The following is a 25,292-nucleotide window of genomic DNA, read 5'->3' as shown; positions in this document are numbered from 1 at the left end:
TAGCACAGCATCTGCCTTTACATTGGTATCGCTGTTATCGAGACACCCATCGAAATATAGTGCATTCCATTAAAGCGTTACGTGGAGGCAACGTTACGTGGACAGGCATGGTAATTTGCTTCATTTCAACGCAGCCACTGGGCTACAAGCATGCGATGACTATGTGGCTGCAATAAATTAATGGTTTGGTGAAATGCTTGAGTTATTGTTCATTTTCACCATGTACTGGGAACACAGGTAGGTGCCAATTCCAGCGCATCGAGGCGAGGCGGCTTAGCAAAGTACTTAGCAGTGCGGCGAGCATGACAATATCAGCATGCAAATTTAGCCAGCTTGCGGCGACATACACCGCACCACCAAAAATACAGGTGGTAGCGTACAACTCGCCTTTCAACACTAGTGGAATTTCTCGGCAAATTACGTCTCGAAGCAAACCTCCAAACACGCCGGTCATGGTACCTAAGGCGATAGCAACAAAGGGCGTTGCGCCAAATGCCAAGGCTTTTTGTAAGCCCATCACGTTAAAAAAAGCTAAACCGAAAGCATCAGCAATCAGTAAATAACGCAGCGGGAAGCTGGAGTAATATCTTAGCCAAACAATTGTGCCTATCGCAGCGATTAAGATCACATAGAAAAAGCTAGGATCATGAACCCAAAAAACGGGTGAGTCCAAAATCATATCCCGCAAGGTGCCGCCGCCAATTGCCGTTACTGCAGCCAGTACAATTACACCAAAACCATCCATATATTTGCGATATGCCATCAACGTTCCTGATATAGCAAACACCGCCACACCCGCCAAATCTATCCAATGAAACCACTCTGAAACCGAAAACATGCTCTATCATCGTCCGCTTAATCCAATTGACGCGGACCTTACCATACAGACGCTGAGGTAAAAACGAATAAAGTAGCCGAGAGGGCCTCCATGGCTATGCTTAGAGCGCATATATCATCAGGAGTCAAAAGACTCTCAAGGCTACCTCAATAGGACGTTTTTTGTGATTGGCATAATATATACAGATTGAAAACTTGATCCCTTAAGGTCTAACGTGATATTTCTATTAGCAGTGACGATACAAAATAATTTAGATTGTTGATCCATCTCTATCGAGCAAGTGTTGATTGTGATAATTAGCGCGCCGGATGTTTCCGTGCGAGGGTAGATATGTGAGTTTTACATTTACAAACCCTCGCAGTTTATCCGCGGGGGTTTTTTGTTTGTAACGTGCCAAAGCTGGCAAGCATACAAAAAAGCCAATTGAATTTGAAAGTTGCTTATCAACTGAACTGAATACATTAGAGGGTTAGACCATGCCAAAGTTACGCTCATCCACCACGACTCAAGGACGCAACATGGCGGGAGCCCGTGCATTATGGCGAGCTACCGGTATGACCGACAAAGATTTTGGTAAACCGATTATTGCGGTGTCCAACTCATTTACTCAATTCGTACCTGGCCATGTCCATTTAAAAGACATGGGCCAACTCGTGGCGCGCAGTATTGAGGAAGCCGGCGGCGTAGCCAAAGAATTCAATACTATTGCGGTAGATGACGGTATTGCCATGGGTCATGCCGGTATGCTTTATAGCTTGCCGTCTCGGGAAATTATTGCCGATTCCGTTGAATATATGGTGAACGCCCATTGCGCCGATGCAATTGTGTGTATCTCTAACTGCGACAAAATAACGCCTGGCATGCTGATGGCTGCGATGCGTTTAAATGTACCTGTGGTGTTTGTGTCCGGTGGACCCATGGAAGCGGGCAAAACTAAGCTTTCTGATGAAATCATCAAACTAGATTTGGTTGATGCGATGGTAGCTGCAGCCGACGACAAAGTCAGTGATGCAGATTCTGATGAAATCGAACGTTCTGCCTGCCCTACCTGTGGCTCTTGTTCAGGCATGTTTACCGCTAACTCTATGAACTGCTTAACGGAAGCGCTGGGTCTGTCACTGCCTGGCAATGGCTCTTTATTGGCCACCCATAAAGATCGAGAAGAGCTGTTTAAACAAGCTGGTCGTCAAGTGGTGGAGCTATGTCGTCGCTACTACCAAGAAGACGATGAAACGGCTTTACCCCGCAATATTGCTAATTTCAAAGCGTTTGAAAATGCTATGAGTTTAGATATCGCCATGGGCGGTTCAACCAATACTATATTACATTTGCTTGCGGCAGCCATCGAAGGTGAGGTGCCTTTCACCATGGATGATATAGATAGACTATCCAGAAAAGTGCCGCATTTATGTAAAGTTGCGCCTTCTACGCCGCAATATCACATGGAAGATGTGCACCGTGCTGGTGGCGTAATGGGCATATTGGCTGAGCTGAACCGCGCAGGTTTGTTGCATGCAGATACCCACCATGTATTTGGTAAAACCTTGGGTGAAGTGATCGAACAATGGGATATTGCCAGCAATCCTAGTGAGGATGTGCTTAATTTTTACAAAGCAGGCCCCGCCGGTATTCGAACCACTAAAGCTTTCAGTCAGGATTGTCGCTATCCAAGTGCTGACACTGACCGAGCTAAAGGTTGTATTCGCAACATTGAGCATGCCTTTAGTCTAGAAGGTGGGCTGGCAGTGTTATATGGCAATATCGCCTTAGATGGTTGTATTGTTAAAACTGCAGGGGTGGATGAATCCATCCATAAATTCACTGGCACCGCTCGGGTATATGAGAGCCAAGACGATGCGGTTAATGGCATCCTTAAAGGTCATGTTAAAGCCAAAGACGTAGTGTTTATACGCTATGAAGGTCCCAAAGGCGGGCCGGGTATGCAAGAAATGTTGTATCCCACCTCTTATCTGAAATCCAAGGGTTTAGGCAAGGAATGTGCGTTGATCACTGACGGTCGCTTCTCTGGAGGCACTTCTGGTTTATCGATTGGGCATGTCTCTCCTGAGGCCGCGGCTGGGGGGGCAATTGGTTTAGTCGAAGATGGCGATATTATTGATATTGATATTCCTAATCGCAGCATAAATCTGCGCATCAGCGACGAAGAATTGCAGCAACGCCGAGACGTTATGGACGCCAGTGCCAAACCTTGGAAACCGAAGAATCGTGATCGTAAAGTATCCTTATCACTCAAAACGTTTGCCTTGCTGGCAATGAGTGCAGACAAAGGTGCGGTGCGAGACCCGTCTAAATTGGAAGACTAAATGACTTTATCAGCCAACGAGTATCTCAAGCGCATCTTGCTCTCGCCCGTTTATGACGTGGCGCTGCGTACTGATTTGACGCGCCTAACAAGTTTGTCAGCCGCCTTAGGCAACGATATTTATTTGAAGCGCGAAGATCAGCAACCAGTTAAATCATTTAAGCTGCGCGGGGCCTACAACAAGCTCAGCAGTTTGACTCAAGCTCAATTGCAAGCTGGTGTGGTAGCCGCTTCGGCCGGTAATCACGCCCAAGGCGTGGCTTATTCCGCCAGAGTAAAAAAAATCCAAGCGACTATAGTGATGCCAGAAACGACCCCAGATATTAAGGTGGAAGCGGTACGCCGCTTTGGTGGCGAATATGCGCACGTATTGTTGTATGGCACCAGTTTTGATCAGGCCAAAGATGAAGCGCTGCGGTTAGCCGAGGTGAATGGCTATACCATGGTGGCCCCTTTTGACGATGAAGATGTCATTGTTGGCCAAGGCACCATAGGGCGCGAATTACTCGAACAACTGCCTGATTTAGATATTTTGTTTATTGCCGTAGGTGGTGGTGGGCTAGCGGCAGGCATAAGTGTTTATTTAAAACAGCTTCGCCCCGAGCTAAAAATTATTGCAGTAGAATCTGATGAGTCAGCCTGCTTACAGGCGGCTTTGCTGGCGGGTGAGCCAGTGCCCTTATCGTCAGTCGGGATCTTTGCCGATGGCGTGGCGGTGAAAACCATAGGTGTAGAGCCGTTTCGGCTGTGTCAGCAATATGTTGATGAAGTGATTACGGTCACCACTGATGAGATTTGCGCTGCTATCAAAGATATTTTTGATGATACTCGGGTAATCGCTGAGCCTGCAGGGGCCTTGTCTGTAGCCGGAATACGTAAATATCTCAACGAACATACCTTGGAAGGCAAAAAGATTGGCGGTATTTTATGCGGGGCCAATATTAACTTCCACACCCTGCGCTATGTATCTGAACGCTGTGAGCTAGGTGAGCAAAAAGAAGCGGTATTTGCAGTTAAAATTCCAGAGCATACCGGTGCCTTTAAGCAATTCTGTGAAATGCTTGGCGGACGCACAATAACTGAATTTAATTATCGTTATGCCAGTGATGGCGAGGCGCATATTTTTGTCGGCATCAAATTACGTTTTGGCAAGGAAGAATATCGGCAACTCGAACGAGAACTTACCACAAGCGGCTATCAGTGCTTTGACTTGTCTGAAAATGAAATGGCTAAGTTGCATGTGCGCTATATGGTGGGAGGACGGCCACCAAGTTTACTTAATGAACATATATTTTCCTTTGAATTTCCTGAGTATCCTGGGGCATTGATGAAGTTTCTAGATACTTTGGGCGAGAACTGGAATATCACCTTATTTCATTATCGTAATCATGGTGCAGCGGAAGGTTTAGTGTTAGCGGGCTTTGATATTCCAGAAGGTGGAAGGGCAGAATTCGATAAGCATTTGGCTGAGCTTGGTTACCTATACACGGAGCAAACTGCAAACCCAGCGTATCAGTTCTTTCTGTCTGATCTGACGTCCCATTAAAGATACCTTAAGCCCATCAAGGTAGGGCTACCTTGATGGGCTCTATAGTTTATTACTTCTGTTGTGCGTATAGCTTTTCCAGCCGTTGTGCGATTTCAGGTGCAATTAAGCCAATGATATCCTGACGCAAGATTTCACTTGTTTCAGAATGCTGCAATTGCCCGTCGTCACTGTCTGCCAAAAGATGGTTTTCTTTTAATGCATTAACAAAAGTAGCTAACACATTTTTATCGAAAAACTCTGGTGAGTTAATCCCGTGCAATGCAGATAAACGCTCGGCAAATTTGGCGCTTTGTCTTTCAAGTGCGCCCCGGCTCATGCGTTCTTCACTGGCCAATAACGATAGAACCAACGCATAACGTTGCAAAGTTTCCTGAATGCTGCGATTTAACAGCCACAGAGAGTAAAACGATGTGGCAGTAGGGCCAGCATGAAATAGGTTTTCACCTCGGCATTCTATCATTCCCATTTCTTGCATACTGTCGATCAAACTCTCAGTATATTGCTGGGCTTGTTCCACTGAAAAATAGATAAATAATTCACGCTGTAACATTGGATAGAGGCGCACAATCAAATCGATTAATTTGTGTTTGGTAATGCCATTGTCAGCAAATAAAATAGCGGCAATCAATCCTGGTAAGGCGAACAGATGTAAAATGTTATTCCTGTAGTAGGTTAACGCCACTGCATTGTTGCGCTCCAAGGAGATGATTTTACCAAAGCTGTCTTCTGATACGGTCATTTTGCCAAGCTTCAGGGTGTTGGCCACAATTTCTTCAGCACTTTTCTCTGGTAAGGTGACCAAATCACTGTAGGGAGATAGGCGCAGCAGTTTTAGGTAATCTTCAACCGCTTGCTCTAACTCTTTGAGACCCATTGACGATTTTTTAGCTGACAGCAAACAAAGGGCGCAAATAGACATGCCACTGATCGCCGCCGTTTGATTAATTCTGACCATAACCTGATTAGCCAGAACATTCACGGTTGGGGTTAGCCAACTGGGTTTTCTTTCTGAGTCAATTCCTTGCGAGTCACGCCAATCGGGAACTTGCTTGTCTAAAAAGTTATTTAACTGGATCGGTTCGCCGAAATTTAAAAAGCCGTGGCCGTAATTTTTTAATTTTCTGACAGCAGAAAATACACCAAAGAAAGACTCTTTCTTCTTGCCGCCGCCTTTAAGCTCTTTCAAGTAGCTGCTGACTTCCATCACGTGCTCGTAACCAATATATACCGGCACGATACTGACCGGGCGATTGACGCCTTTAACCATGGCTTGCAGTGTCATGGCGAGCATGCCAGTTTTGGGTGGTAGTAGCCTACCGGTGCGGCTACGGCCTCCTTCTGCATAGTATTTAACGGAATAGCCTTTATTGAACAACAACTCCAAATATTCACGAAATACCGCGGTGTAAAGTTTGTTACCGGCAAAACTACGACGCAAGAAGAAGGCGCCACCACGACGGAACATTCCGCCAACAGGCCAGAAGTTTAAGTTAATGCCCGCTGCAATATGTGGCGTGACTAAACCCTGATGATAGATGACGTAAGTGAGCAGCAAGTAATCCATGTGGCTGCGGTGACAAGGTACATAGATTATTTCATGACCGTTTTGCGCAAGCTTTCTTACCTTGTCAGCATGACGAACATCAATACCATCATATATTTTGTTCCATATACGGGTGAGTACCCGATCACCAAAGCGGATCAAGCCCTCGCGATAATCAGCCGCAATTTCGTTTATATAGGAGCGAGCTAAGTCTTTGGCTTTGTCTGAGGTTAACTTTTTTTGCCGAGCTTCTTCACTAATAGCATGTTTGACCGAAGCAGAACCAAGTATGGAGTTATATAGTTCGGATTTCTCTAACAGGGTTGGGCCGTTAAATGCTTGGCGCTTGCGGTGAAAGTGAGTACCCGCCAACCGAATGAGCTTATGGGCGATTTCAGCCTCTGTACCAAGAAGATTTGTCATTTCTCGAGACGACACAGCTTTGCTGTAGGACACAAAGTTATCTCGTCCTAAAAACAGCACTATGAAGAATTTACGCAACCAACTGGGCGAAGCTTTATCCGCTAATAAATCTGCTAAGCCTTCAGACTTGCGTCCGGGGGCTCTACCCCAAAAGATCGTGACGGGAACAAATTGTAAATCAAGATTGGGGTCTTCAGTATGTAATTTAAACAGATGGGTAAAATCGTTGGCAATTCTAGTGCCTTTGATGCTGCGACCAAGCACAGACTGGGGCTGCTCAAGGAATACGCAGGCGTCGTGTTCTTCGTTACCAATGCGAATTTTCTTGGTAGGGCTGGGTAAACCTAGCTGCTTAGTGGACATTTTCAATGCCAACTGATCGGTTATCGAGTGCGTTCTTATCAGATAAATAATCGGTTTATCTTTCTCAATCCCCAATTCTTTCTCAATATCTGTGGGGATATTATTGACTTTGACCAGCCACTTAACTGGCCAAGAGAACAGTGCAAGCAGCAATTTATGCAGCCAAACCATATATCATACCTTGAATTTTTGTTAACAAAGGGAGCATAGCATGAAGCGTCAATTTATGCTTTTTTCGGTGGACAGCACTTGCACTGGCAAGTAATCGAAAATCGAATGCCACCCCGTAATTATTAAAGTGCTGATATTTTAAAGCAATTATTAGCAAACTACCTAATAGAACGTTCAGAAGATGCTGGTTAGCGCTTAATCCCTAAGCAAAATAGGCTTGAGAGCTGAATTTTTCAGCAAAGGATCTGCCAGAGGGAGTGAAATTGCAAGCTCACTATTAAAACCGCCGAACTGACTGGGAATGTAAAATAGAGCATGAGACAGGGGTAGCTTGCTAGCGGGCTTTTTAGATGAATGTCCAAGCTAAAATTCTGGTTATTTTATTTCCCTGCTTCATGTCTATTTGCCGTATATCACTGGCACCCAGCTTGCGCATCAACTTCATTGCAGGCTTCACATTGTCAATTTTCGATACCAGACTGGTGAACCAACGGCATTGGGCTGAAAATACTTGGCTTTCCTTTATCATCTTTTTGAGAAACATTTGTTCGCCGCCCTTGCACCAAAGTTCAGCTTCCAGACCTCCAAAGTTTAGCGTGGGAGTCGCAGAAACTGACTGACTTGAGGTGTCATTTTTAACGCCCTTAGGTGTTTGTTCACCGCGATTGCGAGCAAGGTTATTGAGTTTCAACTGGCTACCTTTGAGGGCTTCTTGTTGCGAAGCATGAAAGGGTGGGTTGCAAACACTGACGTCGAAGCATTCACCCGCTTGAATAATTCCTGCAAAAATAAGATTTTTATCCTGTTGAATGCGCAATGAGAAGCAGTCTTTTAACGTAGGATTTTTAGCGATAATCGAGGCAACGTTGTCGAGAGACTGAGGGTTAATATCGCTACCAACACAATGCCAACCGTAAATTTGACAGGCCAATAGAGGATAAATTCCATTCGCACCCGTTCCTATGTCGAGCAAGGTGATTTTGGACGGAGTATTGGTGTGCTGCGCAGACGGCTCGTCCACTCCAAGTAACTCTGCGATGTAATGGATATAATCTGCTCTACCAGGGATGGGCGGACAAAGAGCACCCTGCGGAATATTCCAATTGTCAATCTTGTAATGTCGTTTTAACAGCGCGGTATTTAGCGCTTTTACCGCCAATGGATCTGAAAATTCGACGGAAAGGTTACCATGAGCATTTGTTTTCACAAATCCGCTGAGTGGCGGGTAACTTTTGATCAGTGATGGAAAGTCATAGCCTTGATTGTGCAGATTCCTCGGATGTAGGCTGCCACGATTTGGCTTGGTTTGGCTCTTATTTCTATGATGAAGCGTGCTCACAGTAGTATTTCCGAGGTTAACAATTTAAAGGGGGGACTGCTTTACCCTGTGATTATAAGCTTAAATATAAAATATAGGCAGACTTAACATAGTGCTGCGCTGCTAATTAATTGCTTCCCAAGGGCTAAATGACACTATGGTTGTGTTCAAAGCATTCAATTGGGCTATTATCCCAACAATTTCCTCGCCGACTTATGCTTTGCTTTAATCGACACCGCCATATCAGCTGCCTGAATTGGCGACTTGTGTAGTGACTTCCTCGATAAAGTGCATAACTTCCAGCATACAAACGGCACATCAGGATTTTGCGCCTAAAACAAAAAAGCCGCTCCTTTAGGAAGCGGCTTTTCGAGCTTAGCTATTCGACTTACATATTAAAATAAGTGCGAGCAAAAGACCTAATGCTACGGCCATTACAGGTAATATTTTTAAGCTCATACGGCTTTAAGTTTAATGAAGCTACACCTTCAACAGCTGCTTTAACACAAGTCATTGAAGCATCAGTATTATCATATGCAACAACGGAGTATTTAACCGCTGGTTGCTCTTTTTCTTCAACTTGCTGATATTGCTTAGCAAAATCAGCGATTTTTTTACCATTACAAAGGGTGTCGCTGCTAAAGCGTGCTTTGCCCATCTTCTTAGCTGCGCTTAAACCTTCTTTGGCGGAAACAAGGCATAGTTGCGTTTGCTCTGAATTATCTAGCGCAACAAAATCATAGTTAGTTGCGGTAGTTGCCATAGCAGTTGAAGAAGCAGCCAATACAGATAAAGCGATTAAAGTAGTTTTCATAATAGTATTCCAAGTAAGTTTAAAGTGTAAATTAGGTTGCTCTCAAAGCGTGGAGCTATTATGACTAAAGCTTGAACAAAAAGTAACCACTAATGGTAATATGCCATCATACAAAGGTATGGTGTTTGATACCTAATTTAATTGTTAATTTATTGATAAGTAAAGGTTATTTTTATGATTTATATCTTGTTCTGTCTTTTGTCTCGGTTTTGGTGTGGCGCGTTGGGAGCATCTTCAGTAGTTGGCATGGGCGATGCTTAATGGCGATAAACTTACTCGTAGCCACTAGTACGCAAGGAGATAAATGTTCTTAAAAGTGACAAACCAGTGGGCGAGCTGTACAACAGGGTGAAGGCTGTAAAACTAGTCTAGTTAAAATTGTCAGAAATATTGTGATAATCTGAGGGCTGGTTTAATAGTCATAAAAAGATGCACCACCTTTGCTATTTAGCCGTAGTAACAGCGCTAGCTGGTTTTCGGCGAAACATCTAGCTCAAATTTAGGCTTTCCGCAGGATCTTCATTATGTGGTTAATACCATTGCGCAATAAGGCTAATTGATAAAGTAGAAGTAGTATGAAAATAATTAGAACTAAGCAATTTACCTCCGAACGGGCTTGGGGAGCATTAGACATTGCGAATATGTCCGGCATCACCACCCGACTTCATTGGACTGATCAGCCTTATAAATGGCATATTAACGATGGTGAAGAGGTATTTGTGGTGTTGGATGGTGTGGTTGAGATGTTTTTCAAAGATAATGGCGTTGAGCAATCAACACGATTAGAAACCGGTGATATATTCTTTGCATCAATTGGCACTGAACATGTTGCCCATCCTCACGGAGAAGCTCGGATTTTGGTTGTAGAGTCTGAAGGGAGCGTTTGACCGGTTTTTTAATTCGACACAAGCAGCAAGCTTTTCACGCTAGTATTTTTAAGCGCAATTGCACGGCCTAATTAGGCGACATATGTATTACAAAGGATAAGAGTTCAATGGAAGATCAAGCAGTAAAAATTCAACGTAGTTCAAATTTAATTAAAGCTCTTATGGCCCTTGTAGTAGTGATGCAGGTTGTTGGATTTTATCAAACCAATACTTTGGATTTCGGGGTAATTGCAGGAGAGATTGGAGTATTGTCGTTACTTCGAGGCTTACTTTTGTCTCCTTCGTTATTGGCCGCTCCACTTAAACTCTGGTTCACCCCAGGTTGCACACCTTCTAGACAAAGTTATAAATATTTTATATTGGCATTTGTACTAATTTTCGTCAGCGCGTTGTAGCCATAACCATATAACATCCATCTCGCAAAAAGCTGTAATTTAAGCATTGCGTTAGTGTGCACCTTGCTGACGACTCTCGGTTGAGAACTATATGGTTGCATGGACAGAGTTGTATTGGTGTCGTATAACTGTGTTAAAATCGCCGTCTGTTTATCGTTGTGAAGCCGTAAACGTTTCCTGAAATTGAGCGCAATATGCAGCGTGCATTGGCGCTCTATACCTAACGAGGCAAGTATGAGTCACCATGAAATTCATCGTTCACATCGGGTTGGTTGGCTACGTGCAGCAGTTTTAGGCGCCAATGACGGGATCGTATCTACCGCTAGTCTGATTATTGGTGTCGCTGCGGCGAGTGCCGTTCATGAGAGTATTTTATTGGCGGGCGTTGCGGGCTTAGTGGCAGGGGCTATGTCGATGGCAGCGGGAGAATACGTGTCTGTCAGCTCCCAATCTGATACCGAAAATGCTGATTTGGCAATGGAGAAACGTTCCTTAGAAGATGATTTCGACTTCGAGAAAGATGAGCTTGCACAGATTTATGTTACCCGAGGGCTGGATTCCGCTTTGGCTATGCAAGTTGCAGAGAAATTAATGGCCCATGACGCCCTTGGGGCCCATGCTCGTGACGAAATAGGACTATCGGAAAGTGGTGCTGCACAACCTGTACAGGCAGCACTTTTTTCAGCGGCAACTTTCACCCTTGGCGCAGCGCTTCCTTTGCTGGTGGCCTGGGTCATCCCTGGAGCTCAATTAATTCCATCTGTGGCTGTCTCTTCATTATTATTTTTGGCATTACTGGGTGCTCTTGCAGCCCGAGCAGGTGGCGCAGCTATATCTGTTGGCGCCATAAGAGTCACATTTTGGGGGGCGCTTGCTATGGCGCTAACTGCTGCTGTGGGGCGGGTTTTTGGCGTGGTGGCGTGAAAGGACAATATTACAATCTCATCCACTCACAAAACAGATGCAGATCAGCACATGCATTAAACACAAACGTCCTGTTAGTGGAACACATAATAAGCCATAGCCTTTACCCTTAATTCAGTGTTTTATAGATGGCAAAACAAGGAGTAATGATGAACTTCAATCAAGCACAGGGAAATATGAACTTCGCCTATTTTGGCGGTTCTATGGGGGTTTTTGCCTCTGGCATAATTTGGGGGATAGCCGGCTTAGTCGCGCTGTTGTCGTCCAACCAAGCAAGTATGTACACTCTTTTTTTTGCTGGCATGTTGATTCATCCAATCGCAATACTATTGTCAAAAGCACTCAAGCGCCCAGGAGCGCATCTGCCTGATAATCCCTTAGGAAAACTCGCGTTGGAAAGCACCATTATTTTGTTTGTGGGCTTGTTTATCGCTTTCTATGTAGCAAAGCTTCAAGTGGAGTGGTTTTATCCGATTATGTTGCTGATAATTGGTGTACGTTATCTGCCGTTTCAGACTTTATATGCAACTAAGCTTTATTGGTTCTTGGGTGGTCTGCTGATGCTCTGTGGTGTTTTATGTATTCTATTCGGGGCTAAGTTTGTTGTCGGTGCTTTTATAGGTAGCGGGATTGAACTGCTATTTTCATTAATTATTTTCTATCAATCTAGACGACAAGATTCAAATACGGCATTGTAGTGACAAAGAATAAATATTGGAGACTCAGGAAATGAATAAACTGGTATTAATTATTTTGGCTATTCTTCTACCGCCTATCGCTGTTTTGCTAAAAAGTGGTTTCGGGAAAGATTTATTAATCAATGTGCTGCTTTGTATACTGTTTTATGTTCCGGGTATCATTCATGCAGTTTGGGTGGTAACAAAGTAACCTTCTGAATAACAATCGGGAAATAGTGTGAGTAGTTGTTTCGATAGAAATAATCTTTACTGAATGCTATTTTTCGTTGGTTAAATCGTATTCTGCAATTTTAACCTGCTTTTAATGCAAGTATTCCTTAACAGCTGTTAATTCGTAATCGTAATATAGCGAAAAAAGTGTGTCTATATTAGAGTTGCCCAGTAAACTGTAACGTTATAGCTTGCACTGATTACGCGGTGCGAGTTAACAGACTAGAGTACATAACAAAGCGTTGCTAGGGGAAGGCGTATGAACGAGTTAGACTGGTATGAACCAAAAAAAAATACTAATCTTGTTGAGCAATGCCCTTGTTGCGACTATTTTACCTTGTCACAAAGAGCAAGCTACCTGATATGCCCCATCTGTTTTTGGGAGGATGATGGCGTTGACGTGAATGCGCAAGATAATTACTCGGGACCAAATCATATGTCGTTGCGCCAAGGTCGACAAAACTTCATACAGATTGGTGCTTGTGACCCCAAGATGCTTGAACATGTATTGTCTGAAGAAGATAGAAAATCATTCCACTATAAAGCCCGGGAAAAATAATAACGGCAACTAGATTTGTTTTATGAGATTAACTGTATATACTACCAGTTGAACTGTATAGAATAACAGGCTGTTTATGCGTCCACTAACTCCAAGACAAGCAGAAATACTCCAGCTCATCAAGACAACTATGTCTGAAACTGGCATGCCCCCTACTCGTGCTGAAATTGCCCGGGAATTAGGCTTCAAATCCGCTAATGCTGCAGAAGAACATCTAAAAGCCTTGGCTAGAAAAGGTGTGATCGAAATATTACCGGGTACCTCACGGGGCATAAAGTTAAATGTGCCGCTAGATGATGTGCCTGAAGAGTTAGGCCTACCTTTAATTGGTCGCGTTGCTGCGGGTGAGCCGATCTTGGCTGAAGAACATGTAGAATGTCACTACAAGGTTGATCCTAATTTATTTAAACCCAGTGCCGACTTCCTGCTGCGCGTCAGTGGTATGAGTATGAAAGATATCGGTATTTTAGACGGTGATTTATTAGCCGTACATAGAACAACCGATGTGCACAATGGCCAGGTGGTAGTCGCTCGTGTCGACGAAGATGTAACGGTAAAGCGTCTTGAAAAACGGGGGCGAGAAGTACTATTGCATGCGGAAAATGACGATTTCAATACCATCAAAGTTGACTTGGCATCACAGCCGTTCAATATTGAAGGCATTGCTGTTGGTGTGATCCGTAACGCTGACTGGATGTAAATAGCCACTTCGTTAATTTCCAGGTATTTGATAAAACAATTAGCCACTGGTGAAAGCCATTGGCTATTTCTAGCTGCTTTTCGCTCCCCTCTTTAGCAACGAATAACTTACTACTTTTTATGTACTTCAATTCCCGCCCCAAACCGTCATCAGGCAAAAAAAAATAATCACAATGATTCTAACAGCATATTATTTTGCAGGTTGGCAGGTGAATATCACTTAAAATACTTCATTTAGCCTATTTTGGATAAAAATCAATCAGTTGTTTCTAATAACAACAAAAAACACTAGACTCCATTGGCTGATTGAGTAATTCTTATACGTCAATTAACAGATTCATAACAAAAATAAATCAAGTCATTTACCACGTTAGAGTTTTTGGCGGATATTATCTGTGCGTTACTCCCTTGGAAAAGGCTTAAATCACCAGGAGGTGTTGAGTGAAAAAGACATGGTCCGGCGCATCGGTCTTACTGACCAGTATCATTGCGTTTGCTACCTCAGCAGAAACGAATTCGACTGCTGACCAATACCAGCTGAATCTACGACAGGGTGTGACAGACATCAGTGCTGAAGTCTATGACTTGCACATGTTGATGTTTGGCATATGTGTTGTTATTGCCGTACTTGTGTTCGGTGTGATGTTTTACAGCATGTTTTTTCACCGCAAATCACGGGGTGCTAAGCCTGCTCATTTTCATGAGAGCGTAAAAGTAGAAATTGCTTGGACCATCATTCCATTCGTTATCCTCGTGGTGATGGCCTTTCCTGCTGCAAAAACTTTAATCGCCATGGAAGATGCCAGTGCAGCAGATGTGACGGTGTTAGTCACAGGTTCACAGTGGAAGTGGCATTATAAATATATGGATGATGACGTAGAATTTTACTCATCATTAGCCACTCAACCGGAACAAATTAGCAATCGCTTTGCTAAAGGTGAAAACTACTTATTGGAAGTAGATAGACCTTTGGTTATTCCTACCGGTAAAAAAGTCCGCTTTTTAGTGACCTCAGATGATGTTATTCATTCTTGGTGGGTACCGGATTTCGCCGTCAAAAAAGACGCCAACCCTGGTTTTATCAATGAAGCTTGGGCCAATGTGAATCATGCCGGCATTTACCGTGGGCAATGTGCAGAGCTATGCGGTAAAGATCACGGATTCATGCCAATCGTCGTTATTGCCAAAGAGCCCGCCGAATATCAAGCCTGGATCACGGCACAACAAGAATCCCAACGCAAAGCAAAAGAAGAAGAACAACGTTTGCTAGCGTTAAATATGAGTATGGATGAATTGATGGCCACTGGCGAGCAGGTCTATATGCGCACTTGTGCAGCCTGTCATCAGCCTAACGGTGGTGGTTTGCCAGGTGTATTCCCAGCTTTGGCTGGCAGTGCAATGGCACTGAACGATATTCCTGCCCATATCGACATTGTTATAAATGGCAAAACTGGCACTGCTATGCAGGCGTTTGGCAAACAATTAACAATGAGTGAGATTGCCGCCGTTGTGACTTATGAGCGAAATGCTTGGGGTAACAATACGGGTGACATGATCCAAGCAAAAGACATCAACGCCGTTATGACGGGTCAATAGGAGGTTAATTATGAGTACTGCAACACAAGACCTGCATCATGATGACCATCATCATCATGCGCCAAGCGGCATAAAGCGTTGGCTGTTTACTACTAACCATAAAGATATTGGTACTTTGTACCTTTGGTTCGCGTTCATCATGTTCTTGATTGGTGGCGCAATGGCCATGGTAATTCGAGCAGAATTATTTCAGCCAGGCCTGCAAATTGTTGAGCCTAACTTTTTTAATCAGATGACCACAGTGCATGGGTTGATCATGGTATTTGGTGCGGTTATGCCTGCCTTTACTGGCTTAGCTAACTGGCTAGTACCTATGATGATCGGTGCGCCAGATATGGCTTTACCGCGCATGAATAACTGGAGCTTCTGGATTTTGCCAATGGCATTTACCATCCTACTTGCTTCATTATTTATGGAAGGTGGTGGCCCAGCATTTGGTTGGACGTTCTACGCTCCCCTTTCAACTACCTATAGTAACGATACCACTGCGTTGTTTGTATTCTCTGTACACATCATGGGTATCTCATCGATTATGGGTGCTATCAACGTCATCGTAACGATTTTCAACATGCGTGCCCCAGGCATGACATGGATGAAAATGCCGTTGTTCGTTTGGACGTGGCTGATCACTGCATTCTTGCTGATAGCAGTTATGCCAGTATTGGCGGGTGCCGTTACCATGGTGCTGACCGATAAGTTCTTTGGCACTAGTTTCTTTAACGCAGCAGGCGGTGGTGACCCAGTTATGTTCCAGCATATTTTCTGGTTCTTCGGTCATCCTGAAGTGTATATCATGATCCTGCCCGCATTCGGTATCATATCAGCAATCATTCCGACCTTCTCTCGTAAAAAGCTGTTTGGTTATGCCTCAATGGTTTACGCCACCACGTCTATTGCGTTGTTGTCGTTTATTGTTTGGGCTCACCATATGTTTACCACAGGGATGCCAGTGGGGGCCGAACTGTTCTTTATGTTCGCAACTATGTTGATATCGGTACCTACCGGGGTGAAAGTGTTCAACTGGGTAGCAACCATGTGGCGAGGTTCCTTGTCTTTTGAAGTGCCCATGTTATTTGCACTGGCATTTATTGTGTTGTTCACCATTGGAGGATTATCTGGATTAATGCTGGCGATTACGCCTGTGGATTTCCAATATCATGATACCTACTTTGTAGTCGCTCATTTCCATTACGTATTGGTGACCGGCGCGATATTCTCGATTATGGCTGCGGTCTATTATTGGTTACCCAAGTGGACCGGCAAAATGTTTGACATCACTTTGGCTAAATGGCATTTCTGGTGCTCATTAATTTCCGTTAACGTGTTGTTCTTCCCTATGCATTTCGTTGGCTTAGCTGGTATGCCTCGTCGTATTCCTGATTATGCTCTGCAATTTGCCGACTTCAACAAGTGGATTAGTTTAGGTGGCTTTGCATTTGGTTTGTCGCAACTAATATTCCTAGCACTGCTAATTAAAGCTTGTCGTAAAAAGGGTGATCCGGTTAGCGCTCAAGTTTGGGAAGGCGCTGAGGGGCTTGAATGGGAAATCCCATCGCCAGCACCTTATCACACCTTCGAAACCCCTCCTGTGATCAAGTAAAGTCATTATTGTATGACACAGGATACTTCTACTAGCCAAGACAAAAACGGCAAGCTGGTTATCAAGCTTGTCGCGATTGTCTTTGGCATGTTCGGTTTTGCATTTGCGCTGGTGCCTTTGTACGAGGTGTTTTGTCAGGTGACCGGTCTTAACGGTAAAACCAGTGACAACGCAGCGATCTATGAGTCGGTTGAAATCGATCGCTCACGGATTGTCACTATTGAATTCATTACCCGTACAAACACGGGAATGCCTTGGGAATTCAAAGCACAAACCCGCAAAATAGAAGTGTATCCAGGAGAGATGAATCAAGTTGATTTTTACGTTAAAAATTCAACGACAAAAGACTATGTGGCGCAAGCGATCCCTTCCGTATCTCCAGGTACGGCGGCGATTTATATCAACAAAACAGAGTGTTTCTGCTTCAATCATCAGCCTCTAGCGGCGGGACAAGAAGCGTTAATGCCGATGAAATTTTATGTTGATCCGCAACTGCCTAAAGATATTACGTTTTTTACGCTTCAATATACCTTGTACGACGTCACAGCCAGTGCTCAAGACGTTGCGATGAACCAAGGATAAAAGGAAAATCAAATGGCACAACAAGAACAAGAGTACCAAAAATATTACGTTCCTGACCAAAGCCCCTGGCCCATTGTCGGCGCGGTGGCTTTATTTTTAATTGCCTTTGGTGCAGGCAATTTTGTGGTAGAGCAAACCCGTGGAGAAAGCGGTTACGGCGGTTGGACTTTGGTTGCTGGCATCGTTACCTTGATAGTGATGTTGATTGGTTGGTTTAACAATCAAATCCACGAGTCTATGTCTGGCCTATACAGTGAGCAACTAGGGCGCTCTTATCGACAGGGAATGGCGTGGTTTATTTTTTCTGAAGTGATGTTCTTTGCCGCCTTCTTTGGTGCGTTATTTTATGCACGTGTTATCTCGGTTCCGTGGCTTGACGGAGCGGGCAATAACGCGATGACTGGCGAAGTATTATGGCCAAATTTTGAAGCGGTTTGGCCGTTAATTAAAACCCCAGGGGGTGTTGAGACCGAAGCTATGGGGTGGATGGGATTACCTTTATATAACACCATCATATTATTGGTATCATCGGTCACCTGTCATTACGCGCATGTAGCCTTGGAAAAACAAAAACGTAGCCAGTTAATTGCTTTCTTAGGTGTGACTATTTTACTCGGGTTTTTCTTTATCACTCTGCAGGTTGAAGAGTATGTGCATGCTTATCGGGAAATGAATCTGACCCTGCAATCTGGTGTATACGGTAATACATTCTTTTTGCTTACCGGGTTTCACGGAATGCACGTAACCCTGGGAACCATTATATTGATTGTGTTGTTCTTACGGATACTCAAAGGACACTTTACCCCAGAGAATCACTTTGCGTTCCAAGCGGGTAGTTGGTATTGGCACTTTGTCGATGTAGTCTGGGTTATGCTGTTTTTCTTCGTATATATCCTATAAAAGACATTTGATAGCGCCCGTTAATACGGGCGCGGATTCGGAGTTATTAACCCTGTCGCTACGGCCAACAGCAGTAAAAGTACAATTGCTACCGACACCAGTACTCTGCGGCCAATAAACTTACTCATGGGAGGCTGATTAGGGTCGTTTTTTAGCATTATCATCATGGCGCGAAATAAGTTATACAGCATAAATAATAACAAGCCGCCTACGATCAGTTTTACTAGCAAAATCGATTTCTCCTCTACATTATGGCCGATAATTCAACGACTTCATCTGACCAGAAACATCCATATATTACCACTGTTTTTATTATTTTTGTGGTGGCCGTGCTATGTGCACTGGGGTGGTGGCAGGTACAGCGTGGTCAGCATAAAAGTGAAAGGCTGGCCCAAATTGAACTGCGCCAACAGGCCTCGGATATAGGTTTGCAAAGTCTTCTTAACCTAGACGATAAGCGTGATGTGCCATTCTCGGTGGAGGCTAGACCATTATCAGAAAAATTATTCCTACTCGACAATCGAACGGAAGCAGGCAAGGTCGGATACCATGTTTTATTGCCAGTACGGACCGCTCAAGGTTTGTTAATGGTGAATTTGGGATGGGTACAAGGGGGACAATATCGCGATCAGGTACCTGAAATAACTATTCCTCCCGAGCGTACTTATTTTATCGGCACCAGCTCTGTTCCGAGTGTAAACCCGATGGTCACGGAAACGGCAACGCTACAAGATAAGTGGCCGATTGTTTTACAAAGTATTGACTTGCCTTTTATGTCTAAATTTTTAGATGAGCGTCTATTGCCAGTAATAATGCAATTGGATCCTCAGCATCATTTGGGTTTTAGTCGAAATTGGAAACCTGTGGTGATGTCACCGCAAAAACATTACGCCTATGCCATGCAATGGTTTGGGCTCGCTATTGCCTGTATGGTGATTTATCTAGTGGCTATAAGAAAACGTAAGGTAAAAAAAGATGTCTAGAAGTGAAGTCAAAAAGTACAGAAAAACCCCTTTGTTGTTGGCAATCGTATTTGTGTTGCCAGTGGTTTTGGCTTATTTGGCTCTAAGCTATGATTGGTTTAATAAAGCTTCTACCAACAAGGGGCAATTACTTGAAACGGTATTGGATTTAAATCTTATAAATAGTGAGCTTGAGCCTAAATGGCGGTTGTTATTTGTTATGCCTCAGACATGTCAACAATCATGTGAGAATGCGTTGTACAGCATTAATCAAATATGGGTGGCGCTGGGTAAAGAATCGGATCGTGTGGAGCCTGTGGTCTTAGTTCATAATAACAGCGCAAACCCACAAAGCACTCAAATTGTTAAACATCCTAGTGTTGTAGTGTTACAAGTAGATGAGCAAAATGTAAATAAGGTGTTTAAAGATGACGCCGCAGATGGTATTTTCATTTCCGATACCTTGGGAAATATAATTCTTAAGTATCCGCTAAAACAACAAGAACAAGAAGCGATACAACAAAGTCGCGATATTTTGTCAGATTTGCGCAAGCTACTGAAGCTTTCACGAATCGGTTAGGGAATGGTAGTAATGAGAAAACTAGTGCTGGTGGCAGTATTGTTAGCAATTGTGGTGATTGTATTGGGGGCGTATACCCGCCTTACTGATGCAGGACTGGGCTGCCCAGACTGGCCAGGTTGTTATGGACATCTGAGTGTACCTAAGACCGATGTACATATAACTGCCGCAGTGAATGCATTTCCAGATCGTCCTTTTGAAGCTCATAAAGCTTGGAATGAGATGATCCACCGCTATGCAGCCGCCACTCTCGGCTTCGTAATTTTACTGATTTTCATCGGCAGTTTTCTCAAGCGTTCTTATCACAGTCCGGTCAAACTTCCGTTTTTCTTGTTGTGTTTGGTGGCTTTTCAAGGCGCGCTAGGAATGTGGACGGTTACCCTAAACCTGCTGCCGGTTGTGGTTATGGGACACCTTTTAGGTGGGTTTGCCGTTTTGTCTTGTTTGTATCTACTGTATTTGCGCCTGACACCTTATCGTATTCCAGGTGGAGATACTGGGATAGCTCGGTTTGCTAAATATTGCGCCCTTGGGATTATGATCTTGATTTGCCAAATTGCCTTGGGTGGCTGGACATCAGCCAATTATGCGTCTCTTGCTTGTACTGAATTACCGTTTTGCGAAGGTGGATGGGTTAATCGACTCGACATCCCCGGCGCCTTTAGTATACCAGTAGCGGATAATTACGAATATGGTACACATGACTGGCCGCAACGCATGACCATGCATGTTGCCCATCGAATTGGCGCAATTGTGACATTTGTTTATCTGTGTTGGTTGGCCATTCGCTTATACAGCAATGCCGCATCACAAAATATACGATCCTTGTCGGTAAAGATGGTACTTATTCTTGGCCTGCAAGTAATCTTGGGTGTAAGCAACGTAGTCTTTAGTTTGCCGCTGGCAGTGGCTGTTTTGCATAACGCAGTTGCCGCTTGCTTACTGCTGATTATGGTCAAGCTCTGCTACACCATGTACCGAAAGACTTAGGAAAGACTGATGAACAAAACAATCGAAGTAAACTATTCAAAATCGACTGGTCAAAGCGCCACTTGGCGTGACTATTACGAATTGACTAAACCCAAAGTGATTAGTTTGCTGTTGCTAACAGCATTAGTTGGCATGTGCCTCGCAACCGAAACGTGGGTCAGCTGGCAAATATTGATTGCAGGCTTAGGTGGTATTGGTTTGTTGTCATCTGCCGCTGCGGTCATCAACCATGTCGTTGACCGTAATATTGATCGAAAAATGGCGCGAACCTTTAATCGACCGGTAACAAAAGGCAAAATTAGTCCCAAAAGAGCGTTAATTTTTGCTTTGGTGTTGGGCGTGGCGGGCTACATTTGTCTTGAACTGTGGGTGAACCGTTTAACCGCAGTATTAACCTTGGCCAGCTTAGTTGGCTACGCGGTGGTTTATACTATGTATTTAAAGCGTGCGACGCCGCAAAATATCGTTATCGGCGGCTTGGCAGGCGCAGCTCCTCCTTTATTAGGTTGGACCGCTGTAACCGGAGAAATCCACCCCTACGCCTTATTATTAGTCTTGATTGTATTTACTTGGACGCCACCACATTTTTGGGCTCTGGCGATTCATCGAGTAAAAGATTATGCCAAAGCTGAAATCCCTATGTTACCCGTCACCCATGGTGTTGAGTTCACGAAAACCTCGGTGCTGCTTTATACATTATTATTAACCATCGTGTGTTTATTACCTTATTTGACTGGTATGTCAGGGGTGATCTATTTAGTCAGCTCTTTAATACTAAATGCCGGCTTTATGTATTATGCGTGGAAGCTAAAATTCGCCGGTGATGAAACGACTCCGATGAAAACATTTGGTTTTTCTATATTCCATCTGATGATATTGTTTGTGGCCTTATTGGTTGATCATTATTTTAAATTTTCATTATGAAGCAAAACACTCTTTTAGCGATAGTCGCTGTGGTCGCGCTGGCAGCTGGTTTATATTTTGCTGTGAATATCGCACCGCCGGCAACTGACAAGGTTAAATTTATGCAGCAATACCCTGCTGCACGAGCTTTACCTGAATTTGAATTGTACGATAAACAAGGTTCTACATTTACAAATCAGAACTTGGCCGATAAATGGACCTTGGTGTTTGTGGGATATACGTTCTGCCCCGATATCTGCCCAACTACCATGGCTGAACTAAAAAGTATCTACCCTCAGTTACAGCAAATAGAAACTGAGCACCCGATTCAAGTTTGGTTTCTGTCGGTAGATCCTCGCCGAGATACAGCTGAACGCTTAAATGAATACGTAGATTTCTTTAATCCAGAATTTTTGGCCACATCAGGGGAACACAAGCAGCTGTTTCCGCTAGTACGAGCCTTAGGCATGATGTACGCCATGAGTGATAACATGGACGATCCTAACTATTTAGTCGACCACAGCGCTTCGGTCACGGTGATCAATCCCCAGGTTCAAGTGGTAGGACGTTTTAAACCCCATTTAGAGCCGGGTAAATTGGCAGTTAGTGACAGTGAGCAGATTCTGGCAGATATGCCTATAGTCGTTAGGCAATGAGCAAGACTTGCCCAAGCACAATGTAATAACATCTAGTCCAGAGGACGCAAAAGAGTTAAGTCGGCTTATTTTCGCTTCTGGACAAGAAACTTTTGAAAAAGTCTTTAATCCTGCCAATTTAGATCACGCGACTTCTCGCCAAAAGGTGTTGGACTATCTATTTATTTCGCTCGGTCAGCCTGAAGGCCAATTCGGCTATTCAAATCAATATATCATTAAGCATGATGCAAAAGTAATAGCATGTGGCAGTTGCTGGACATCTTCAGTATCTGATACCTTCAAGCAGTCTACCTTGCGCAGTCTTATTGATTACTTTGGTGTACTGGAGACTGCTGTGATCCTTAACAACAATACAAAATTAGCTCGATTGATTATGCCTCCTCAATCGGATGAATTGGGAGTTGGTCATATTGCTGTGGCGGTTCAACATCGCCGTGAGGGTTTGGCAACAACCCTTTTAGAGTGGTTTAAGCAACATGCTATTGAGTCAGGTAAACGCGCGTTAAGTTTGCAGGTAGTGGATGGGAATTTAGCCGCATTAAGATTATACCAAAAATTTGGTTTTGAGCGGGTCAAATTGGTCCAACCTGAAGCGGATGCCATTGAACTTGGCTTGCAGCCACACGTTCACATGCGGCTAGAACTAAATTGACAAAAGTTCCGCGGACGTTACCAACGTTACCAAAACGTTAACGAGACACCCATTTTAAAAAACGTTAACGAGACACCCATCTTAAAACGTTAACAAGACATATATGGACGCTCTCGGTATGTCAACGTATTACCAATCGCTTCGTACTGATTTTCAGCGTCCTTACATGGACAGCCATGTTAATTACAGTCATTCCAAGCCCGTTACTGCACTACAAACACGCGGTAAATACGTCCCTGTACGCTTAGCGTTTTCATCCCTGAAAACCATAGTTTGTAGTACAGCAATCGTCTTTCCATTTGTAAATGTTAACAAGACATATATGGACGCTCCCCTGATGTCAACGTACTAATTGCCCCTTCGTGCTGATTTTCTGCACGAATTACGTTTTTACTATTCTATTACCGCTAGTCTGTTGTCTTGAAGGCAGTCTAAAATGGCTTAGTTCTGACATATATTCAGGCTCTTTATTAGCGTTGGTTTAATCAACGCTGGCCTCTGATGAACTCCGAACCTTATCGCCTAAAAACACCCAGTCGGATTGTTATCCGTGTCTAAGTCTGGCTTTGATGAGGTAGGTAGACCGTTTTCTTCATCATTTTATGACTAAGCGGGGTAGGTAAAGTAAGTGTTATCCCGTGTCTTGCCTTCCACAACACCCACACAGGCTTGGTGCCTTTGTCCTACACGGAATTGAGCTCGACAGGGATAACGTAAAGTGATTCATGTTATGCGCTCACTTGTGAGGACGTAACGCGATAGTGCTCCTGACGTGTGAGCAATATCCAGATTAAACGTGCTAAACGATGGGCGACGGCGACTGCCACTTTATTAAACGGCTTGGTAACGCGAAGTTTAGTGGCCCACAGTGATAACGGATCAGTTCTTTGCGCGGCACGACTCACGACAGACCGCGCACCATGTACCAGTTGTTTACGTAAATAACGGTCTCCGCGTTTGGTAATGCCGCCCATCTTACTGATATTGCCTGAGGCGTGTTGTTTAGGCGTCAGCCCTAACCACACGGCAAATTCTTTGGGATTATTAAACGCCTGGCCTTTATCAATGGCGGCTAAAAACGCTGAGGCATTAATGAAACCAATCCCTGGGATGCTGAGCAATATTTTGCCACTTTCACTGTTATTAACAAAGTGATGCAATTGCTGCTCAATGGCCTTGATGCGAGAGCGTGTGTCTTCATATTCTGCCTTTAACGCGCGCATCATGGTTCTCAACTGGTTACTGCGTTGTTCGCTATCAATTACTTGGGCTAATCCTGCACACAAGGCCACGTGGCCACAAGGAAATATTACCCCAAATTCACTTAACAACCCGCGTATCTGGTTACTCAGGGCCGTTTTGTTTCTAATTAAGCGCTCTCGAATTCGATGCAAGCAATTAATTTCTTGCTGTTGCTCAGATTTTACGGGGACAAAGCGGATATGTGAGCGCTGGCTGGCTTCTGCTATGGCAAAAGCATCGTTATGGTCATTCTTGTTGCCTCGCACAAAAGGCGTGACATGTTGGGCTGGTATAAGCTTGGTATCATGACCTAATTTAGCAATTTCACGCCCCCAGTAATGCGATGAATAACAGGCTTCCATCACCACCAACGTAGGTGGTTGTTGGCGCATAAAATCAAGTAGCTCAGTCCGTTTTAATTTCTTATTAAATTGCGGTTTAATATGTTCATTTACTCCGCACACTTGAAATACAGTCTTTGCCAAATCGATGGTAATTGTTTTAAGCTTCATATTGGACGTTCCCTATGTAAATAGTCTTGTTTAAGAACTACTATTTTGGCGCATTGACGCCGTATTGGGGAGCGTCCATCTCATCACCCATCTTAATAACGTTAACAAGACACCCATCTTAATAAACGTAAGCACCGTTACAAGCACCGTTACATGGACATCCATCGTAATCGGTTCATTCCAAGCCCGTTACTGCACTACAAACACGCGGTAAATACATCCCTGTACGCTTAGCGTTTTCATCCCTGAAAGCCATAGTTTGTAGTACAGCAATCGTCTTTCCATTTGTAAACGTTAACAAGACACCCATCTTAATGAACACCATTCCAAACGTCCTTACATGGACAGCCATGTTAATTACTGTCATTCCAAGTCCGTTACTGCATTACAAACACGCGGTAAA

Annotated in this window: 25 protein-coding genes; 19 read left to right on the top strand and 6 right to left on the bottom strand. The window is 43.9% G+C overall.

The window, feature by feature from the left end:
- Positions 1 to 202 precede the first annotated feature (202 nt).
- On the bottom strand, positions 203 to 838 hold the full coding sequence (locus tag QR722_RS18825; protein ID WP_286284541.1) for a trimeric intracellular cation channel family protein: 636 nt from the start codon (positions 836 to 838) through the stop codon (positions 203 to 205).
- 476 nt (positions 839 to 1,314) lie between these two features.
- Between QR722_RS18825 and ilvD the strand changes: the two genes are divergently transcribed.
- Together ilvD and ilvA are read left to right on the top strand one after the other, a co-directional pair.
- Complete coding sequence (ilvD, locus tag QR722_RS18820) at positions 1,315 to 3,162, top strand: dihydroxy-acid dehydratase (RefSeq protein WP_286284540.1); 1,848 nt, start codon at positions 1,315 to 1,317, stop codon at positions 3,160 to 3,162.
- On the top strand, positions 3,163 to 4,707 hold the full coding sequence (gene ilvA, locus QR722_RS18815) for a threonine ammonia-lyase, biosynthetic (RefSeq protein WP_286284539.1): 1,545 nt from the start codon (positions 3,163 to 3,165) through the stop codon (positions 4,705 to 4,707).
- A gap of 52 nt (positions 4,708 to 4,759) precedes the next feature.
- Here ilvA and plsB read toward each other — a convergent pair whose 3' ends face one another.
- From plsB to QR722_RS18800, 3 genes are all read right to left on the bottom strand, one after another.
- Positions 4,760 to 7,210, bottom strand: coding sequence for a glycerol-3-phosphate 1-O-acyltransferase PlsB (gene plsB / locus QR722_RS18810; protein ID WP_286284538.1), 2,451 nt, complete (start codon positions 7,208 to 7,210; stop codon positions 4,760 to 4,762).
- Between the two features lie 346 nt (positions 7,211 to 7,556).
- Positions 7,557 to 8,549, bottom strand: coding sequence for a 23S rRNA (adenine(1618)-N(6))-methyltransferase RlmF (rlmF, locus tag QR722_RS18805; protein ID WP_286284537.1), 993 nt, complete (start codon positions 8,547 to 8,549; stop codon positions 7,557 to 7,559).
- Positions 8,550 to 8,916: 367 nt separating this feature from the next.
- The gene (locus QR722_RS18800) at positions 8,917 to 9,342 is read right to left on the bottom strand and encodes a hypothetical protein (protein ID WP_286284536.1); all 426 of its coding nucleotides are present in this window, start codon (positions 9,340 to 9,342) and stop codon (positions 8,917 to 8,919) included.
- Positions 9,343 to 9,917: 575 nt separating this feature from the next.
- Here QR722_RS18800 and QR722_RS18795 point away from each other — a divergent pair.
- The 11 genes from QR722_RS18795 (at position 9,918) to QR722_RS18745 (ending at position 18,392) form a co-directional block, all read left to right on the top strand.
- Entirely contained in the window at positions 9,918 to 10,229 is a 312-nt protein-coding gene (locus QR722_RS18795; RefSeq protein ID WP_286284535.1) for a cupin domain-containing protein, read from the top strand.
- 107 nt (positions 10,230 to 10,336) lie between these two features.
- Positions 10,337 to 10,624 (top strand): hypothetical protein, encoded by a 288-nt coding sequence (locus QR722_RS18790; protein WP_286284534.1) that lies wholly within the window; start codon positions 10,337 to 10,339, stop codon positions 10,622 to 10,624.
- Positions 10,625 to 10,858: 234 nt separating this feature from the next.
- Positions 10,859 to 11,548 carry a VIT1/CCC1 transporter family protein gene (locus tag QR722_RS18785; protein WP_286284533.1) on the top strand — a complete coding sequence of 230 codons (690 nt, stop codon included), beginning with the start codon at positions 10,859 to 10,861 and terminating at the stop codon, positions 11,546 to 11,548.
- A gap of 128 nt (positions 11,549 to 11,676) precedes the next feature.
- The gene (locus QR722_RS18780) at positions 11,677 to 12,246 is read left to right on the top strand and encodes a DUF7010 family protein (RefSeq protein WP_286284532.1); all 570 of its coding nucleotides are present in this window, start codon (positions 11,677 to 11,679) and stop codon (positions 12,244 to 12,246) included.
- A gap of 31 nt (positions 12,247 to 12,277) precedes the next feature.
- Positions 12,278 to 12,436 carry a YqaE/Pmp3 family membrane protein gene (locus tag QR722_RS18775; protein WP_286284531.1) on the top strand — a complete coding sequence of 53 codons (159 nt, stop codon included), beginning with the start codon at positions 12,278 to 12,280 and terminating at the stop codon, positions 12,434 to 12,436.
- Positions 12,437 to 12,715: 279 nt separating this feature from the next.
- The gene (locus QR722_RS18770; RefSeq protein WP_286284530.1) at positions 12,716 to 13,015 is read left to right on the top strand and encodes a CPCC family cysteine-rich protein; all 300 of its coding nucleotides are present in this window, start codon (positions 12,716 to 12,718) and stop codon (positions 13,013 to 13,015) included.
- A 76-nt stretch (positions 13,016 to 13,091) separates the two neighbouring features.
- Positions 13,092 to 13,715, top strand: coding sequence for a transcriptional repressor LexA (gene lexA / locus QR722_RS18765; RefSeq protein WP_286284529.1), 624 nt, complete (start codon positions 13,092 to 13,094; stop codon positions 13,713 to 13,715).
- Positions 13,716 to 14,155: 440 nt separating this feature from the next.
- Positions 14,156 to 15,310 (top strand): cytochrome c oxidase subunit II, encoded by a 1,155-nt coding sequence (gene coxB, locus QR722_RS18760; RefSeq protein WP_502872447.1) that lies wholly within the window; start codon positions 14,156 to 14,158, stop codon positions 15,308 to 15,310.
- Positions 15,311 to 15,320: 10 nt separating this feature from the next.
- Positions 15,321 to 16,910 carry a cytochrome c oxidase subunit I gene (gene ctaD, locus QR722_RS18755; RefSeq protein ID WP_286284528.1) on the top strand — a complete coding sequence of 530 codons (1,590 nt, stop codon included), beginning with the start codon at positions 15,321 to 15,323 and terminating at the stop codon, positions 16,908 to 16,910.
- 12 nt (positions 16,911 to 16,922) lie between these two features.
- Complete coding sequence (locus tag QR722_RS18750) at positions 16,923 to 17,492, top strand: cytochrome c oxidase assembly protein (protein WP_286284527.1); 570 nt, start codon at positions 16,923 to 16,925, stop codon at positions 17,490 to 17,492.
- 12 nt (positions 17,493 to 17,504) lie between these two features.
- A complete protein-coding gene (locus QR722_RS18745) occupies positions 17,505 to 18,392 on the top strand; it encodes a cytochrome c oxidase subunit 3 (protein WP_286284526.1) in 888 nt (295 codons plus the stop codon).
- A gap of 20 nt (positions 18,393 to 18,412) precedes the next feature.
- Here QR722_RS18745 and QR722_RS18740 read toward each other — a convergent pair whose 3' ends face one another.
- Positions 18,413 to 18,622, bottom strand: a complete 210-nt coding sequence (locus QR722_RS18740) for a DUF2909 domain-containing protein (RefSeq protein WP_286284525.1) — start codon at positions 18,620 to 18,622, stop codon at positions 18,413 to 18,415.
- Between the two features lie 21 nt (positions 18,623 to 18,643).
- Between QR722_RS18740 and QR722_RS18735 the strand changes: the two genes are divergently transcribed.
- The 6 genes from QR722_RS18735 to QR722_RS18710 are packed head-to-tail and all read left to right on the top strand — an operon-like array spanning position 18,644 to position 23,135.
- Positions 18,644 to 19,375, top strand: a complete 732-nt coding sequence (locus tag QR722_RS18735) for an SURF1 family protein (RefSeq protein ID WP_286284524.1) — start codon at positions 18,644 to 18,646, stop codon at positions 19,373 to 19,375.
- Positions 19,368 to 19,934: a redox-active disulfide-containing membrane protein gene (locus QR722_RS18730; protein WP_286284523.1), complete on the top strand. Its 567-nt coding sequence runs from the start codon at positions 19,368 to 19,370 to the stop codon at positions 19,932 to 19,934. The genes QR722_RS18735 and QR722_RS18730 overlap by 8 nt, the downstream gene beginning before the upstream one ends.
- A gap of 12 nt (positions 19,935 to 19,946) precedes the next feature.
- Positions 19,947 to 20,924 carry a COX15/CtaA family protein gene (locus QR722_RS18725; protein WP_286284522.1) on the top strand — a complete coding sequence of 326 codons (978 nt, stop codon included), beginning with the start codon at positions 19,947 to 19,949 and terminating at the stop codon, positions 20,922 to 20,924.
- Between the two features lie 9 nt (positions 20,925 to 20,933).
- Complete coding sequence (gene cyoE / locus QR722_RS18720) at positions 20,934 to 21,848, top strand: heme o synthase (RefSeq protein WP_286284521.1); 915 nt, start codon at positions 20,934 to 20,936, stop codon at positions 21,846 to 21,848.
- The gene (locus QR722_RS18715) at positions 21,845 to 22,483 is read left to right on the top strand and encodes an SCO family protein (protein ID WP_286284520.1); all 639 of its coding nucleotides are present in this window, start codon (positions 21,845 to 21,847) and stop codon (positions 22,481 to 22,483) included. The genes cyoE and QR722_RS18715 overlap by 4 nt, the downstream gene beginning before the upstream one ends.
- A 7-nt stretch (positions 22,484 to 22,490) precedes the next feature.
- Positions 22,491 to 23,135, top strand: coding sequence for a GNAT family N-acetyltransferase (locus QR722_RS18710; RefSeq protein WP_286284519.1), 645 nt, complete (start codon positions 22,491 to 22,493; stop codon positions 23,133 to 23,135).
- Between the two features lie 728 nt (positions 23,136 to 23,863).
- Here QR722_RS18710 and QR722_RS18705 read toward each other — a convergent pair.
- Entirely contained in the window at positions 23,864 to 24,889 is a 1,026-nt protein-coding gene (locus tag QR722_RS18705; RefSeq protein WP_286283064.1) for an IS110 family RNA-guided transposase, read from the bottom strand.
- Positions 24,890 to 25,292: the final 403 nt, after the last annotated feature.

This window comes from Aliiglaciecola sp. LCG003 (assembly GCF_030316135.1).
Lineage (GTDB): Bacteria > Pseudomonadota > Gammaproteobacteria > Enterobacterales > Alteromonadaceae > Aliiglaciecola.
Note: the sequence above shows the minus strand (reverse complement) of the source record. Positions and strands in the feature narration are given on the sequence as shown.

What these genes read in the sequence shown, in the direction of transcription:
- QR722_RS18715 (WP_286284520.1), top strand. Translation starts at nt 21,845, where the DNA reads ATGAAGCAAAACACTCTTTTAGCGATAGTCGCTGTGGTCGCGCTGGCA.
- QR722_RS18730 (WP_286284523.1), top strand. Translation starts at nt 19,368, where the DNA reads ATGTCTAGAAGTGAAGTCAAAAAGTACAGAAAAACCCCTTTGTTGTTG.
- QR722_RS18775 (WP_286284531.1), top strand. Translation starts at nt 12,278, where the DNA reads ATGAATAAACTGGTATTAATTATTTTGGCTATTCTTCTACCGCCTATC.
- QR722_RS18770 (WP_286284530.1), top strand. Translation starts at nt 12,716, where the DNA reads ATGAACGAGTTAGACTGGTATGAACCAAAAAAAAATACTAATCTTGTT.
- QR722_RS18785 (WP_286284533.1), top strand. Translation starts at nt 10,859, where the DNA reads ATGAGTCACCATGAAATTCATCGTTCACATCGGGTTGGTTGGCTACGT.
- cyoE (WP_286284521.1), top strand. Translation starts at nt 20,934, where the DNA reads ATGAACAAAACAATCGAAGTAAACTATTCAAAATCGACTGGTCAAAGC.
- QR722_RS18750 (WP_286284527.1), top strand. Translation starts at nt 16,923, where the DNA reads ATGACACAGGATACTTCTACTAGCCAAGACAAAAACGGCAAGCTGGTT.
- QR722_RS18795 (WP_286284535.1), top strand. Translation starts at nt 9,918, where the DNA reads ATGAAAATAATTAGAACTAAGCAATTTACCTCCGAACGGGCTTGGGGA.
- ilvD (WP_286284540.1), top strand. Translation starts at nt 1,315, where the DNA reads ATGCCAAAGTTACGCTCATCCACCACGACTCAAGGACGCAACATGGCG.
- ctaD (WP_286284528.1), top strand. Translation starts at nt 15,321, where the DNA reads ATGAGTACTGCAACACAAGACCTGCATCATGATGACCATCATCATCAT.
- QR722_RS18825 (WP_286284541.1), bottom strand. Translation starts at nt 838, where the DNA reads ATGTTTTCGGTTTCAGAGTGGTTTCATTGGATAGATTTGGCGGGTGTG.
- QR722_RS18735 (WP_286284524.1), top strand. Translation starts at nt 18,644, where the DNA reads ATGGCCGATAATTCAACGACTTCATCTGACCAGAAACATCCATATATT.
- QR722_RS18705 (WP_286283064.1), bottom strand. Translation starts at nt 24,889, where the DNA reads ATGAAGCTTAAAACAATTACCATCGATTTGGCAAAGACTGTATTTCAA.
- QR722_RS18745 (WP_286284526.1), top strand. Translation starts at nt 17,505, where the DNA reads ATGGCACAACAAGAACAAGAGTACCAAAAATATTACGTTCCTGACCAA.
- QR722_RS18725 (WP_286284522.1), top strand. Translation starts at nt 19,947, where the DNA reads ATGAGAAAACTAGTGCTGGTGGCAGTATTGTTAGCAATTGTGGTGATT.
- QR722_RS18800 (WP_286284536.1), bottom strand. Translation starts at nt 9,342, where the DNA reads ATGAAAACTACTTTAATCGCTTTATCTGTATTGGCTGCTTCTTCAACT.
- ilvA (WP_286284539.1), top strand. Translation starts at nt 3,163, where the DNA reads ATGACTTTATCAGCCAACGAGTATCTCAAGCGCATCTTGCTCTCGCCC.
- plsB (WP_286284538.1), bottom strand. Translation starts at nt 7,210, where the DNA reads ATGGTTTGGCTGCATAAATTGCTGCTTGCACTGTTCTCTTGGCCAGTT.
- QR722_RS18790 (WP_286284534.1), top strand. Translation starts at nt 10,337, where the DNA reads ATGGAAGATCAAGCAGTAAAAATTCAACGTAGTTCAAATTTAATTAAA.
- QR722_RS18780 (WP_286284532.1), top strand. Translation starts at nt 11,677, where the DNA reads ATGGCAAAACAAGGAGTAATGATGAACTTCAATCAAGCACAGGGAAAT.
- lexA (WP_286284529.1), top strand. Translation starts at nt 13,092, where the DNA reads ATGCGTCCACTAACTCCAAGACAAGCAGAAATACTCCAGCTCATCAAG.